Below are 13,840 nucleotides of genomic sequence, written 5' to 3'. Positions count from 1 at the left end.
CGCACGACCCCCCGTTAGCAGGTCCAAACCGGTAGCCAAGCTGGGATAATTGCCGCATAACACCCACCAGGCATGGTGCCCTGGGTATGCATCCCGGCACACCGGTACGATCCCAGGTGACCATACCGCTTCGACTGATAGTGAGCGCGACCGATGTCCACTGGGAGCACCGACGAGAAGATGAAGGTCCTCGTCTACAGCGACGACGCCGCCACCCGGGCCGAGGTGAGCCAGGCCATCGGCAGGCGCCCCGCGGCCGACGTACCCCTCGTGGAGATCGTGGAGTGCGCCACCGAGCCCAAGGTCCACCAGTGGCTGAACTCGGGTGAGATCGACGTGGCGATCCTCGACGGCGAGACGCAGCCCGCCGGCGGCATGGGCGTCTCCCGCCAGGCCAAGGACGAGGTCTACGACTGCCCGCCCATCTGCCTGATCATCGCCAGGCGCGACGACCGCTGGCTGGCCGACTGGTCCAAGGCCGACGCGGTCGTGTCGCAGCCCCTGGAGCCCATGGTGCTGGCCGACACCGTGGCCGACCTGATGCGCCGCCGCAACTCCACCCGTCTCAACGCTAAGTAGGTGCCCATGGACTCCCGGACGACCTGGCCCACCCTGCTTTCCGCTCTCCTGTCCGGAGAGCACCTCACTTCCGACGAGTCGGCCTGGGCGATGCGGGAGATCATGTCCGGCGCCGCGACGCCGTCCCAGATCGCCGGCTTCGTGATCGCGCTGCGCGCCAAGGGCGAGACCGTGGCCGAGGTCGTCGGGCTCGCCCGCACCATGCTCGACCTGGCCACGCCGCTGACCGTCGAGGGGCCCGTGGTCGACATCGTCGGCACCGGCGGCGACCGGGCGCACACCGTCAACGTCTCCACCATGGCCGCCATCGTGGCCGCCGCGGCGGGGGCCAGGGTCGTCAAGCACGGCAACCGCGCCGCCTCCTCCTCCTGCGGCGCCGCCGACGTGCTGGAGCACCTCGGGATCCGGCTCGACCTCACGCCCGAGCAGACGGCGCAGGTCGCGCGCGACGCGGGCATCGCGTTCTGCTTCGCGCCCGTCTACCACCCCGCGCTGCGCCACGCCGGCCCCACGCGCAAGGAGATCGGCGTTCCCACGATCTTCAACTTCCTCGGCCCGCTCACCAACCCGGCCCGCCCTGCCGCCCAGGCCATCGGCGTCTACGACGCCGGCATGCTGCCGGTCCTCGCGGGCGTCTTCGCCGAGCGCGGCGTCTCCGCCCTGGTCTTCCGCGGCGACGACGGCCTGGACGAGCTGACCATCGCCGCCACCTCCACCGTCTGGGTGGTCAAGGACGGCACCGCGACCCAGACCACGTTCGACCCGGCGGTGCTCGGCATCCCGCGCGCCGACGTGGGCGCGCTGCGCGGCGGCGACGTGGCGTTCAACGCGCAGGCCGTGCACGATCTCGTCCGCGGCAAGACCGGGCCTGTGCGCGATGCCGTGCTGCTCAACACGGCTGCCGCCCTGGTGGCGCTCAACGGGCCCGGCGAGGATCTCGACTCGGCGATGATCGACGGGTACGCGCGGGCGGTGCAGGCGGTGGACTCCGGGGCCGCGGCGACCGTGCTCGATCGGTGGATCGAGGCCAGCGGGTCCTTCCGGCCCGGGTCCTGACGGAACACGGCCGTTCCGGGCTCCGCACCGCTCCGGAGCCCGGCCCCGCCGCCCGCACACGCCGGACACGCACGGCGCTCGCGCACGCCGCACACGCACGCGGCACGCGGAGGGCCGTCAGGAGGCCCTCAGCGCAGCGCCAGCGTCGGCCCGGCCTTCAGCGAGCTCCACTTGAGCCACTGCCTCCAGTTCTCCTGCCAGTGCCCCCACCCGTTGGTCGGCTCCAGCTTCCGCGGCGTCCCCGTGATGATGATCGGATCCCCGATCAACGTGTTCTTGATGAACCACGAAGCGTTGTCCGGGCTGATGTTCACACACCCGTGGCTGACGTTCGAGTTCCCCTGCGACCCCACCGACCAGGGCGCGCTGTGCACGTACTCACCGCTGTTGGAGATCCGCACCGTGTTGTAGACGGTGAGCCGGTAGTACCCCGCCGACCCGGGCCCGATCCCCGGCGAGGTCATCACGGTGACGGGCTCGCGGGACATGGCCAGGTGGATGCCCGAGGTCGTGTAGTACTTCCACTGCCCGCCCTGCCCGGCGCTCATCGGCATGGTGCGGATCTTCTTGCCGTTCCGCCGGACGACGAGGACGTGCTCGTCGGTGCTGCCCTTGGTGATCTGCGATCGGCCGATCTTGAAGTCGACGCGGACGTTCCGCTTGCCGTACATGCCGGGCGCGCCGCGCACCCCCGCCAGGTTGGCCTCGACCCGCACCTTGGTGTGCGCGGGCCAGTACTTCTCTGGCCGGAAGTCCACGTGCTGGTTGTCGAACCAGTGCCAGGCGCCCTCGACCGGCTTGGAGCTGTGCACGGTGAGGTTGCGCTCGATGGCGATCCGGTCGGTGACGGGCTTGTCGAAGGCGATCATGACGGGCATGCCGACGCCGACGGTCAGGCCGGTGTCGTCCTTGTTCGGGGTGATGGTCTCGATGTCGAAGATCTTGTCGCCCTTGGCCGTCGTGAACGCGCTCCTGGTCTCCAGCGACCGGCCTGAGGCGTCCAGGGAGACGGCGGTGACCGTGTAGGAGGTGCCGGGCCTGGCGGTGCCGAGGCTGCGCCAGCGGGAGCCGTCGGAGCTCAGGACGCCTCGCAGCGGGCCGGCCTTGCCGCCGTCCACCTGGACGCTCTTGAGCCTGCCCCCGTGGACCGACACCACCACGGGCTGGTCCGTGGGCACGTTCGCGCTCTTGTCCGCCGGAGAGACGCCTACAGGGGCGCCACGCGCCCCGCCTGCCATGGCCACCCCGCTCGGCTTCTCGGCGGGGGCCGCCGAGCACGCTGTCAGCAGCGCCAGGGCCAGCAGGCCGGCCGTTCCATACGCTCCGCGCCCCACGAGTACTCCCTCGTCCACGATCGAGCCACTTCTGCCTCCTTTATTACCCTGAGTGGTTGAATCACCACATCCGGACACTGGCAAAGAACACCAAAAAGCGGGCGTCCTCCCTCAAGGGAGGACGCCCGCTCCAGGCAGGTGGGGGTCAGTGCGAGAAGTGACCCCGGTAGTACTGGAAGACGAACCCGATCATGGCCATGATCACGAGGAAGACCCCGATCAGGAACATCCAGAAGCCGATCACGAACCCGGCGAAGGCGAAGGCCGCCGCCAGGCACAGGAACAGCGGCCACCAGCTGCTCGGGCTGAAGAAGCCCAGCTCGCCCGCGCCGTCGCTGATCTCGGCCTGCTTGTTGTCCTCCGGCTGGGCGCCGATGCGCCGCGCGGTGAACATCAGGTAGTAGCCGACCATGAACGCGAAGCCGACGGAGATGGCCATGGCGGTCGTGCCGACCGGCTCACCCTTGCCCGTGGCGGCCTTCGTCCAGAACCAGTAGGCGATGTCCACGCCGGCGAAGAAGACGCCGCACAGCAGGAACAACCATCCCTGCACCTTCATCAGGACTCAACCTCCGGGTGGTCGGACTTGGCGGTGGCGTGCGGGAACCGCTTGTCGAACGCGGGACGCTCGGACCGGATGCGCGGCAGCGAGGTGAAGTTGTGCCGCGGCGGCGGGCAGCTCGTGGCCCACTCCAGCGAGTTGCCGTAACCCCACGGGTCGTCGACGGTGACCTTGGGCGCGCTGCGCCAGGTCTTCCAGACGTTGTAGAAGAACGGCAGCGTCGAGGCGCCCAGCACGAACGCGCCCACGGAGGAGAGCAGGTTGAGGTCGGTGAAGCCGTCGGCCGCGCTGTAGTCGGCGTAACGGCGCGGGAAACCGGCCATGCCCAGCCAGTGTTGGACGAGGAACGTCGTGTGGAAGCCGACGAACAGCAGCCAGAAGTGCAGCTTGCCCAGCTTGTCGTCGAGCATCTTGCCGGTGAACTTGGGCCACCAGAAGTAGAACCCGGCGAACATCGCGAACACCACGGTGCCGAAGACCACGTAGTGGAAGTGGGCGACGACGAAGTAGGTGTCGCTGATGTGGAAGTCGAGCGGCGGCGAGGCCAGGATGACGCCCGTCAGACCACCCAGGAGGAAGGTGATGAGGAAGCCGACCGAGAACAGCATCGGCGACTCGAAGCTGAGGTGGCCGCGCCACATCGTGCCGATCCAGTTGAAGAACTTCACCCCGGTCGGTACCGCGATGAGGAACGTCATGAACGAGAAGAACGGCAGCAGCACCTGCCCGGTCGGGAACATGTGGTGCGCCCAGACCGTGATGGACAGACCGGCGATCGAGATCGTCGCGGCCACGAGGCTGATGTAGCCGAAGACCGGCTTGCGGCTGAACACCGGGATGATCTCGGTCACGATGCCGAAGAACGGCAGCGCGATGATGTACACCTCGGGATGGCCGAAGAACCAGAACAGGTGCTGCCAGAGCAGCGCGCCGCCGTTGTCGGAGGCGAAGATGTGCGTGCCGAGCTTGCGGTCGGACTCCAGCGCCAGCAGCGCGGCGGCCAGCACCGGGAAGGCCATCAGCACGAGCATGCTGGTGAGCAGGATGTTCCAGGTGAACAGCGGCATCCGGAACATGGTCATGCCGGGCGCGCGCATGCAGATGATCGTGGTGATGAAGTTGACCGCGCCGAGGATCGTGCCCAGGCCCGACAGGGCCAGACCCATGATCCACAGGTCGCCGCCGATGCCGGGCGAGTTGATCGCGTTGGACAGCGGCGTGTAGGCGAACCAGCCGAACGAGGCCGCGCCGCCCGGGGTGAAGAAGCCGGAGACGGCGATGAGGCTGCCGAACAGGTAGAGCCAGTAGCTGACCATGTTCAGCCGCGGGAACGCCACGTCGGGGGCGCCGATCTGCAGCGGCATCAGCTCGTTGGCGAAGCCGGCGAACAGCGGCGTCGCGAACATCAGCAGCATGATCGTGCCGTGCATGGTGAACAGCTGGTTGAACTGCTCGTTGCTGGTGAACTGCAGCCCCGGCTGCGCCAGCTCGGCCCGCATGACGAGGGCCATCACGCCGCCGATGAGGAAGAAGGCGAACGACGTGATCAAGTACATGTGCCCGATGATCTTGTGATCAGTCGAGGACAGCCACTTGGCGATGATCTGACCCTTGGGGCTACCCGTGGGCCTGACCGGCGCGGTCGTCAGGGGTTCGTGAATGGCGGTCACTGGGCACTCCCAGCCTGGTTGGTCGCAACGTACTGGTCGAACTCAGCCTGCGGAACGAGCTTCACGGAGAACAACATCCGGCTGTGGTCGACACCGCACAACTCGGCGCAGCGGCCGGCGTAGACACCAGGCTTGTTGAGCGTCGTGATCTGGAACTTCCGGCCGGGGTCACCCTCGGGGATGCCCGGGATGACGTCCCGCTTGAACAGGAACTCCGGCACCCAGAACGAGTGGATGACGTCGTCGGTCTGCAGGTCGAACTCGACCTTCGTGTTCACCGGGAGGACGAGCTGCGGGCCGGCCTTGTAGTCGCTCACCGGCACGCCGGCGACGGGCTTGGTGCCCTTGCCCTGGACCGTGGTGGTGAAGCGCCAGCTCCACTGGAAGGCCTCGACCTTCACCTTGACCGGCGCGTTCCCGTCGACCCGGGCCAGCGCCTCGCTGTCGCGGGCGGTGAAGAAGAAGAACACCGACACCATCACCAGCGGGATCAAGGTGTAGAGCATCTCGATCGGCAGGTTGTAACGAACCTGCGGCGGCAGCTCTGCCTTGGCCCTGCGCTTACGGTGGAAGATGCACGCCCAGATGATCAGGCCGATGACGACGGCACCCGTGGCGAGTGCGGCGATCCAGGCCCCGTTCCACAGATTCTGGACGATCTCGCCCTGCTCGGTGATGTGGTCGGGAAGAAGGCCGCGAGACCAGTTGGCCTCGGGGACGTCATTAGCACACGCCGTAGCAGTGGCCAGCAGCAACGCCAAAGCGGCGGCGCGCGGCACCCTGCGCCGGGCCAACGAACGCCGCGTCGTACGGCGAGTCGGACTCACGGATCGCCTACCCCACAGATGAAGCCCAAGAGTCTTTCCCTTGGGCGCTCGTATTGCTTCTTTCTGCATCAAGCACAGACTGACAAGCAGACACATTAGCGTGCAGGGGCCTCGCCCCACCGCGCGACCCCTCGGTGGCGCCGCAAGTGGGACGATGAGTCTCGTGGCTTACTTCGACGCGGCTTCGAGCGAACCGCTCCACCCCGAGGCGCGCGAGGCGCTGGTGGCGGCGATCGACACCGGCTGGGCCGACCCCGCGAGACTCTATGGCCAGGCCCGCCGCGCGCACCTGCTGCTGGAGCAGGCTCGCACGGAGGTGGCCGAGGTGCTCGGCGCGCGCCCCGACGAGGTGGTGTTCACCTCGTCCGGCACGCAGGCCGTGCATCTCGGCGTCCTCGGCACCCTACACGGAAGGCGCAGGGCCGGACGCCATCTCGTGACCAGCGCGGTCGAGCACTCGAGCGTGCTGCACGCGGGCGAGGTGCACGAGCGCGACGGCGGCACGGTCGAGACGGTCGGCGTGACGCTGAGCGGGCGGGTGGATCCCGACGCGTTCGCCGAGGCGGTGGCGCGGCCCGGCACGGCGCTGGCCTGCCTCCAGGCGGCCAACCACGAGGTGGGCACGCTGCAGCCGGTGGCGCGGGCCGCCGAGGCGTGCCGCGAGCACGGCGTGCCGCTGCTGGTGGACGCGGCCCAGACGGCCGGCCGGATGCCGCCGCCGCAGGGCTGGTCGGTGCTGACGGCCAGCGCGCACAAGTGGGGCGGCCCCGCCGGGGTGGGCGTGCTGGTGGTGCGCAAGGGCACGCGGTTCCGCTCGTACCTGCCCGAGGACGAGCGGGAGCGGCGGCGGGTGCCCGGCTTCGAGAACGTGCCCGCCGTCGTCGCCGCGGCGGCGGCCCTGCGCGCGACCGCGGCCGAGGCGGAGCAGGAGCAGGCCAGGCTTTCCCGGCTCGTCGACAAGATCAGGCGAACCGTCCCGGAGATCGTGCCGGACGTGGAGGTCATCGGCGACCCCGTTGACCGGGCGCCGCACATCGTGACCTTTTCGTGCCTGTACGTTGACGGGGAGGCGCTGCTGACGGAGCTGGACAAGGCCGGATTCGCCGTATCGTCCGGAAGTTCGTGCACCGCTAGTACGCTTCGTCCATCGCACGTCCTTGAGGCGATGGGCGTGCTGACGCATGGGAATGTCCGGGTGTCGCTACCCAGGGGGACTTCCGCGGCCGAGGTCGACTCGTTCCTCGCCGTGCTGCCCGATCTGGTGCGCCGCATCCGCCAGGACGCGGGAGTCGCATGACCGAGGTGACACAGCCGGCTTTGACGATCGACGCGCTCGGGAAGAAGTGCCCGATCCCGATCATCATGCTCGCCGAGCAGATCAACTACGTCCCGCTGAACGCCGTGGTGGCCGTGCTGGCCGACGATCCGGCGGCGTACACGGACGTGCCGGCGTGGTGCAGGCTGAAGTCGCACCGGCACGTCGGCTCGTACGAGCTGCCCGACGGCGGCTGGGCGATCCACGTCATGCGGAACTACTGATTTCCGGTCGTCCGCAAATCCCCGATTCAGCTCCGCACGGTGGGTAGGGGCTTCCCGTACGAGTCCATCTACATGCAGGGGAAGCCATGATCAGCGGACAACCCAACGAAACCGCCCGCGACGTCATGAGCACGGGAGCGGAGTGCATCGGCGCGCACGAGACCCTCGACCGGGCGGCGCAGATGATGCGCAACAGCGACGTGGGCGCCCTGCCCGTGTGCGGTCCCGACGACCGCGTGACGGGCATCATCACCGACCGCGACATCGTCGTGAAGTGTGTCGCGGCCGGTCACGACCCCGCCCAGGTGACGGCCGGTGAGCTGGCCACCGGGCTGGTGTGGGTCCCGTCGGACGCCACCGTGGAGGACGCGCTGGCGCGCATGGAGGAGCACCAGATCAAGCGGCTGCCGGTCATGGACGACGGTCACATCGTCGGCATGATCAGCGAGGCCGACCTGGCCAGGCACCTGCCCGACGACCAGCTCGCCGAGTTCGTGCACCGGGTCTACGCCTTCCACTGACCACAGCACGCCCGAAGGCCGTCCCCGTATTCCTGGGGGACGGCCTTCGATATGTTCAGGCGTGCTCAGGCGTGCTCAGGCGTGCTCAGGCGTGCTCAGGCGTGGTAGCAGCGGACGTGCTCGCCGATCTCGGCGGCGGCGTCTGCCCCGTACGCGGCGCCGAAGCGCTCCAGGAAGGACGCCTGCCCCAGCTCGTACTCCTGCCCGCCCACGCGCTCCAGCACGTGCGTGGCGGTGAGGTTGCCGATCTGCCCGCACCGTTCCAGCGACAGGCCCCAGGCCAGGCCGGACATGAAGCCGGCGCGGAAGGCGTCGCCGACGCCGGTCGGGTCGGCCTTGCCGCGCTCGGGGGCGGGGGCGACCTGGATGGACGGCTCGCCCTGACGGTCGATGACGGCGCCCTTGGGGCCGAGCGTGGTGATCCGGACGCCGACCCGGCCGAGGATCTCCTCGTCGGACCAGCCGGTCTTCTGCTCGATGAGCCCCTTCTCGTAGTCGTTGGAGAACAGGTAGGCGGCTCCGTCGACGAGCTGGCGGATCTGCTCGTCCTCCATGCGCGCGAGCTGCTGGGAGATGTCGGCGGCGAAGGGGATGCCGCGCTGGCGGCACTCCTCGGTGTGGCGCAGCATCGCGTCGGGGTCGTTGGGGCTGATCAGCACCAGGTCGAGCCCGCCCACGCGGTCGGCGACGGGCCGCAGCTCGATGAGCCGCGCCTCGGCCATGGCGCCGGTGTAGAAGGAGGCGATCTGGTTGTGGTTCTCATCGGTGGTGCACAGGAACCGGGCGGTGTGCTGCGTCTCGGAGATGTGCACGGAGCCGCAGTCCACGCCGTGACGCTCCAGCCAGGAGCGGTAGTCCGCGAAGTCGTTGCCGACTGCGCCCACGAGGATCGGCTTGAGACCGAGGCAGGCCATTCCGAAGGCGATGTTCGCGGCGCAGCCGCCGCGCCGGATCTGGAGATCATCGACCAGGAACGAAAGTGACACCCTGTCGAGCTGCTCGGCGATGAGCTGATCGCCGAAGCTCCCTGGGAAGGTCATCAGATGGTCTGTCGCGATTGAGCCGGTCACGGCAATGCGCACGGGATTCTTCTTCCTCGTTGTCAGCAGGCCAAAGGGCCCCACGAGAATACGCGAAGGCCCCGCTCGCACAAAGCGAACGGGACCTGCCTCGAGTGCCGGTCGAGCCCTAGTTGAAGGAGTCTCCACAAGCGCACGAGCCGGTCGCGTTGGGGTTGTCGATCGTGAAGCCCTGCTTCTCGATCGTGTCGACGAAGTCGATGGAGGCGCCCATCAGGTAGGGGGCGCTCATCCGGTCGGTGACCACGCTGACACCGCCGAAGTCCGACACGACGTCGCCGTCCATCGAACGGTCGTCGAAGAAGAGCTGATAGCGCAGGCCGGAGCAACCTCCCGGCTGCACGGCGACCCGCAGCTGCAGACCTTCCTCGCCCTGCTGCTCGAGCAGGCTCTTGACCTTGGCGGCGGCCGCGTCAGTCAGGATCAGGCCCTGTGCCGTGGTCTCGCTGCTCTCAACCGTCATCTGCTGACTCCCTAACCCGGCTGTCTGTTTCCGACGTCCTACTAATGACGCTACCAACACCTGGGCGATGCCACACATTCCCGGGGCGCACTCCCCCGGAATAACCACGGGACGCCATGTGTCATGATGAGTATCGTCAAAGCGACGATAAGGGGGTTTGGCCATGGCTACCCAGACTGGACTGCCGCTCTACGTCCTCGGTCAGGGCGCCGATCCGCACAGCGAGAAGGGGGTCGACTGTCCAGGCGAGCTGCCGCCCGCCTCCGACCCCGAGCTGGTGGACCGCGCGCGCAGGGCGAAGCAGGCGCTCGGCGACCGCCTGTTCGTGCTCGGCCACCACTACCAGCGTGACGAGGTCATCCAGTTCGCCGACGTGACGGGTGACTCCTTCAAGCTCGCCCAGCAGGCCGCCGCGCGGCCCGAGGCGGAGTTCATCGTCTTCTGCGGCGTGCACTTCATGGCAGAGTCGGCCGACATCCTGACGACCGGCGCCCAGAAGGTGATCCTGCCCGACCTGGCGGCCGGTTGCTCGATGGCCGACATGGCCACGTTCGACCAGGTCGAGGAGTGCTGGGAGGCCCTGGAGGACGCCGGGCTGGCCGACCAGGTGGTGCCGGTCACGTACATGAACTCCAGCGCCGACATCAAGGCCTTCTGCGGCAGGAACGGCGGCGCGGTCTGCACCTCCTCCAACGCCCGCCGCGCCCTCGACTGGGCGTTCGAGCAGGGGCAGAAGGTGCTGTTCCTGCCCGACCAGCACCTGGGCCGCAACACGGCGGTGCTGGAGATGGGCATGTCGCTGGACGACTGCGTGGTGTGGAACCCGCACCGCCCCAACGGCGGCCTGACCCAGGAGCAGCTCGAACGCGCCAGAATGATCCTGTGGCGCGGCCACTGCTCGGTGCACGGCCGCTTCACGGCCGAGTCCGTGGACGACGTGCGCGCGCGCATCCCCGGCGTGAACGTGCTCGTGCACCCCGAGTGCCGGCACGAGGTCGTGCTCAAGGCCGACCACGTGGGCTCCACCGAGCACATCATCAAGACGCTGGAGGCGGCTCCCGCCGGGTCGAGCTGGGCCATCGGCACCGAGCTGAACCTGGTCAAGCGGCTGGCCCAGACCTTCCCCGACAAGAACATCTCGTTCCTGGACCGGACGGTCTGCTACTGCTCCACGATGAACAGGATCGACCTGCCGCACCTGGTGTGGGCGCTGGAGTCGCTGGTGCTCGGCGACGTCGTCAACCAGATCACCGTGGATCCCGACACCACCCACTGGGCCAAGGTCGCCCTCGACCGCATGCTGGCCCTGCCGTAGCCGCCTGGATCAGGCGAATTCGTAGCCGAGCCGCACGTGCACCGTGAGGCTCTGGCGGCCGGGGCTGATCGAGGCGTCGCCCCCGGCCGCCATGGTCTCGGCGGCCATCATCTGCCGCATCGGCACCGGCGGCGCACCCGTCACCTCCTGCACCTCAACCACGCGGCCAAGCGGCCTCCCGGCCAGCTCGGCGTACTGGGCCGCCTTGGCCGCGGCCTGCCTGAACGCCTTCACCCTGGCCTCCGCCAGCGCCTCACCGGGCTCGGCCACCTCGAAGGCCACACCGTGCAGCCTGGCCTCCTCGCCCACCCCCACCACGGTGTCGATGACCTGGTCGCCCTGGCCGATGTCGCGGACGACGACCTGGAGCCCCTGCGCCGCCCGGTACGCCGACACCTTCGGGTACGACTCGTACTCGGGGCCGAGGAACAGCTCCGCCGTGGACAGGTCGTCCGGCGCGATGCCCGCCTGCCTCAGCGCCTCCACCAGCCGGGCCGCGGCGGCCCGCACGGCGGCGAACGCCTCCCCGGCCGAGGCCCTGCGGACCTCGACCCCCGCGTGCAGCCGCAGCATGTCGGGCGCGACCAGGACGGAGCCCTCGCCGCTCACGGTGATGTCCACGGGCCCAGCTCCCTCCGGGATGCCTCAGGCCTTGATCCTAGAACGGCGTGCGACGTCACGGGGAGACCCGGCTGAACCGGAAGCCCATCTTGTCGAACTCGGCCTTCTTCGGCGCCGTCGCCAGCACCCTGCCGGCCCGCCCTGACAGGTCCACCACGACCGCCTCGTACCCGGCGCCCCTGCTCCGCCAGACCGCCAGGTGGTCGTCGTCCCACCATCCGATCAGCCGGTTGCTGGTGACCGGGATCCTGATCGGCTGCGCGCCTCCGCCCGAGGTGGTCCTGGCGCACAGCGCGGTGCCCGCCGAGGTGCAGTGCGCCAGGAAGCGGGTGCCGGACGGCGAGACGTCGTCGCCCTCCACCCACACGGGCGTGCCCACGCCGGACAGGGTGCGCACCGCCTTGCCGTTCAGGTCGTAGAAGCGCATCCGGCCGCCCGTCCAGGTGCCCACGGACCGGCCGCCGGCGTCCCAGAAGAAGCGCCACTCCCCCGCGCCCGCGTCGTCGATCTCGAACGCCCGGCCCGTCCCCGCGGCCACGTCGATGATGCCGAAGCCGTACTCCGCCGAGTCGCCGTCGCTGCCCCTGTAGAGGGTGACCAGGCCGTACTTGCCGTCCGGTGACCAGCGGGGCGTGGTGGGGAAGATCGGCTTGGGGCTGAGCGGGACGACGCGGCTCCTGTCGCTGACGTGGTCGACGATGGACACGGTGGAGTACAGGTCGGTGCTGTAGTCCACGTCGGTGCCCAGGGCCATGTTGGTCGCGGGGTCCAGGGCGTACTCGAAGTAGCGCAGGTCGGGGGCGAACTGTCCGGTGGCGTACTTCCTGACGTAGAGGCGCTTGCCGCTGTCGACGGTGTAGGAGGCGAGCCTGATAGGGTCGCCGTCGCGCTCCTCCAGCTTCACGGACGTGCCGGGCAGGGTGAGCGGGCGGCCGGTGGGCGGGGCCGGGGCGGTGGTGACCCCCGCGTCGCTCGGGGTGGGGGACGTGCCGCGTTCGGGGATCCCCGACAGGCGTACCGCGGCGAACGTGGCGGCCGCCGCGAGCACGAGCACGCCCACGACGCCGCCGGCGACCACCCAGCCGGTACGCCCGCGCCGCGCCGGCCGCGTGACTTGCCCCGGACCCTGGCCCTGATTGTGGGGTGCGAACCCGTACGGGCCCGAGGCGGCCGCGGCCGTGCCCTCCCTGAGCAGGCCCGAGGCGGCGGCGGGCGCAGGCGCGCCGGGACCGGGAGGCGCCACGGGCGCGGCGGCCGGGACGTGGCCGAGCAGGCGCATGAGGGCCTCGCCCGACGTCGGGCGCCGGGCGGGGTCCTTGGCCAGGCAGTCCGTGACCAGCGCGCGCAGGGCGGGATCGGCCAGGCAGGAGGTGTCGGGCTCGGCGTGCAGGATCCGGTTGACCACCGCCGGCACGCTGTCCTGCCCGAACGGCGCCTGCCCCGACGCGGCGAACAGCAGCGTGCACGCCCACGCGAACAGGTCCGACTTCGGGCCAGGCCCCGACTCCGTGAGCTGCTCCGGCGCCATGTACGCGGGCGTGCCGATCACCGCGCCGGTGAGCGTGGAGCTCAGGTCGAGCGCCTTGGCGATGCCGAAGTCGATCACGCGCGGGCCGTCGGGGGCGAGCAGCACGTTCGACGGCTTGAAGTCGCGGTGCACGATCCCGGCCTGGTGGATGGCGACCAGCGCGGTGACCGTGCCGATGGCCAGCCGGTGCAGCGGGGTGCCGGAACGCGGGCCCTGCTCGCGTACGACGTCGGTCAGGGTGGGGCCGTCGATGTACTCGCTCACGATGTACGGCCGGCCGCCGAACAGACCCGTCTCGACGACCTGGGCGGTGCAGAACGGCGCCACCCGCCTGGCCATCGCCACCTCGCGGACGAAACGCTCCGACGCCTCGGCGTCGCCCGCCAGGTCGGCGCGCAGCAGCTTGAGCGCCGCCTTCGTGCCGCCGGGGCCCGTGGCCAGGTAGACGATGCCCTGGCCGCCCTCGCCGAGCCGTCCGGCCAGGCTGTACTCTCCCACCGTCGCGGGGTCCCCTGGTCTCAGGGCCGCGAGGTCCGGCATGTGGCGACTCCCCTATATGGCGTCTTTCCCGCCATTGTGGTGGCTGGTCCTGGGATCCGTCATGTGTTCGGGCAAGGCACCACCCCGGCGCGCGTCGCCGTGGGCTCAGCGACGACCTCGGCGCAGATGACCTGGCGGCGCACGCGCCTCGGCAGCGTCCGGCGTGCCTGGGCGGCGCATGGGACACGCGGGACATGCGGGGACAC

General features: G+C 69.6%; 14 protein-coding genes. 6 read left to right on the top strand and 8 right to left on the bottom strand.

What is annotated here, in order from left to right; all coding sequences use genetic code 11:
* The first annotated feature begins 153 nt into the window (after positions 1–153).
* Together FXF51_RS30045 and trpD are read left to right on the top strand one after the other, a co-directional pair.
* Complete coding sequence (locus FXF51_RS30045) at positions 154–579, top strand: hypothetical protein (RefSeq protein WP_148438048.1); 426 nt, start codon at positions 154–156, stop codon at positions 577–579.
* A gap of 6 nt (positions 580–585) precedes the next feature.
* Positions 586–1,635, top strand: a complete 1,050-nt coding sequence (trpD, locus tag FXF51_RS30040; protein WP_148438047.1) for an anthranilate phosphoribosyltransferase — start codon at positions 586–588, stop codon at positions 1,633–1,635.
* A gap of 128 nt (positions 1,636–1,763) precedes the next feature.
* Here the strand turns inward: trpD and FXF51_RS30035 are convergent, their stop codons facing one another.
* From FXF51_RS30035 to FXF51_RS30020, 4 genes are all read right to left on the bottom strand, one after another.
* Positions 1,764–2,969, bottom strand: a complete 1,206-nt coding sequence (locus FXF51_RS30035) for an Ig-like domain-containing protein (protein ID WP_148438046.1) — start codon at positions 2,967–2,969, stop codon at positions 1,764–1,766.
* Positions 2,970–3,114: 145 nt separating this feature from the next.
* A complete protein-coding gene (locus FXF51_RS30030; RefSeq protein WP_148438045.1) occupies positions 3,115–3,528 on the bottom strand; it encodes a cytochrome c oxidase subunit 4 in 414 nt (137 codons plus the stop codon).
* Entirely contained in the window at positions 3,528–5,180 is a 1,653-nt protein-coding gene (ctaD, locus tag FXF51_RS30025; RefSeq protein WP_411268387.1) for a cytochrome c oxidase subunit I, read from the bottom strand. The genes FXF51_RS30030 and ctaD overlap by 1 nt, the downstream gene beginning before the upstream one ends.
* A gap of 17 nt (positions 5,181–5,197) precedes the next feature.
* Positions 5,198–5,995, bottom strand: coding sequence for a cytochrome c oxidase subunit II (locus tag FXF51_RS30020; RefSeq protein ID WP_262379926.1), 798 nt, complete (start codon positions 5,993–5,995; stop codon positions 5,198–5,200).
* Positions 5,996–6,182: 187 nt separating this feature from the next.
* On the opposite strand from FXF51_RS30020, the gene FXF51_RS30015 reads away from it, so the two are divergent.
* The 3 genes from FXF51_RS30015 to FXF51_RS30005 all read left to right on the top strand — a co-directional run bounded on the left by FXF51_RS30015 (position 6,183) and on the right by FXF51_RS30005 (position 8,088).
* Positions 6,183–7,325 (top strand): cysteine desulfurase family protein, encoded by a 1,143-nt coding sequence (locus FXF51_RS30015; protein ID WP_187414643.1) that lies wholly within the window; start codon positions 6,183–6,185, stop codon positions 7,323–7,325.
* Positions 7,322–7,567 (top strand): sulfurtransferase TusA family protein, encoded by a 246-nt coding sequence (locus FXF51_RS30010; RefSeq protein WP_148438043.1) that lies wholly within the window; start codon positions 7,322–7,324, stop codon positions 7,565–7,567. Before FXF51_RS30015 ends, FXF51_RS30010 begins: the two co-directional genes overlap by 4 nt.
* 86 nt (positions 7,568–7,653) lie before the next feature.
* The gene (locus tag FXF51_RS30005; RefSeq protein WP_148438042.1) at positions 7,654–8,088 is read left to right on the top strand and encodes a CBS domain-containing protein; all 435 of its coding nucleotides are present in this window, start codon (positions 7,654–7,656) and stop codon (positions 8,086–8,088) included.
* Between the two features lie 95 nt (positions 8,089–8,183).
* Here the strand turns inward: FXF51_RS30005 and FXF51_RS30000 are convergent, their stop codons facing one another.
* Positions 8,184–9,170, bottom strand: a complete 987-nt coding sequence (locus FXF51_RS30000; RefSeq protein WP_148438041.1) for a carbohydrate kinase family protein — start codon at positions 9,168–9,170, stop codon at positions 8,184–8,186.
* Positions 9,171–9,276: 106 nt separating this feature from the next.
* Positions 9,277–9,630, bottom strand: coding sequence for an iron-sulfur cluster insertion protein ErpA (erpA, locus tag FXF51_RS29995; RefSeq protein ID WP_043638338.1), 354 nt, complete (start codon positions 9,628–9,630; stop codon positions 9,277–9,279).
* Between the two features lie 163 nt (positions 9,631–9,793).
* On the opposite strand from erpA, the gene nadA reads away from it, so the two are divergent.
* Positions 9,794–10,945: a quinolinate synthase NadA gene (gene nadA / locus FXF51_RS29990; protein WP_148438040.1), complete on the top strand. Its 1,152-nt coding sequence runs from the start codon at positions 9,794–9,796 to the stop codon at positions 10,943–10,945.
* A 9-nt stretch (positions 10,946–10,954) separates the two neighbouring features.
* Here the strand turns inward: nadA and FXF51_RS29985 are convergent, their stop codons facing one another.
* Both FXF51_RS29985 and FXF51_RS29980 read right to left on the bottom strand, forming a co-directional pair.
* Positions 10,955–11,566, bottom strand: a complete 612-nt coding sequence (locus FXF51_RS29985) for an SIMPL domain-containing protein (RefSeq protein ID WP_148438039.1) — start codon at positions 11,564–11,566, stop codon at positions 10,955–10,957.
* Between the two features lie 55 nt (positions 11,567–11,621).
* A complete protein-coding gene (locus FXF51_RS29980) occupies positions 11,622–13,634 on the bottom strand; it encodes a protein kinase domain-containing protein (protein ID WP_148438038.1) in 2,013 nt (670 codons plus the stop codon).
* Positions 13,635–13,840: the final 206 nt, after the last annotated feature.

It is taken from the genome of Nonomuraea sp. PA05 (assembly GCF_008086045.1).
Lineage (GTDB): Bacteria > Actinomycetota > Actinomycetes > Streptosporangiales > Streptosporangiaceae > Nonomuraea > Nonomuraea monospora.
The sequence above is the reverse complement of the archived record's forward strand: the minus strand, read 5'-3'. Positions and strand labels throughout refer to the sequence as shown.

Bases quoted from the DNA above. Each gene is read 5' to 3' on its own strand.
- FXF51_RS30005 (WP_148438042.1), top strand. From the start codon at position 7,654: ATGATCAGCGGACAACCCAACGAAACCGCCCGCGACGTCATGAGCACG.
- FXF51_RS29980 (WP_148438038.1), bottom strand. From the start codon at position 13,634: ATGCCGGACCTCGCGGCCCTGAGACCAGGGGACCCCGCGACGGTGGGA.
- trpD (WP_148438047.1), top strand. From the start codon at position 586: ATGGACTCCCGGACGACCTGGCCCACCCTGCTTTCCGCTCTCCTGTCC.
- FXF51_RS30030 (WP_148438045.1), bottom strand. From the start codon at position 3,528: ATGAAGGTGCAGGGATGGTTGTTCCTGCTGTGCGGCGTCTTCTTCGCC.
- nadA (WP_148438040.1), top strand. From the start codon at position 9,794: ATGGCTACCCAGACTGGACTGCCGCTCTACGTCCTCGGTCAGGGCGCC.
- FXF51_RS30015 (WP_187414643.1), top strand. From the start codon at position 6,183: ATGAGTCTCGTGGCTTACTTCGACGCGGCTTCGAGCGAACCGCTCCAC.
- erpA (WP_043638338.1), bottom strand. From the start codon at position 9,630: ATGACGGTTGAGAGCAGCGAGACCACGGCACAGGGCCTGATCCTGACT.
- FXF51_RS30045 (WP_148438048.1), top strand. From the start codon at position 154: ATGTCCACTGGGAGCACCGACGAGAAGATGAAGGTCCTCGTCTACAGC.
- FXF51_RS30010 (WP_148438043.1), top strand. From the start codon at position 7,322: ATGACCGAGGTGACACAGCCGGCTTTGACGATCGACGCGCTCGGGAAG.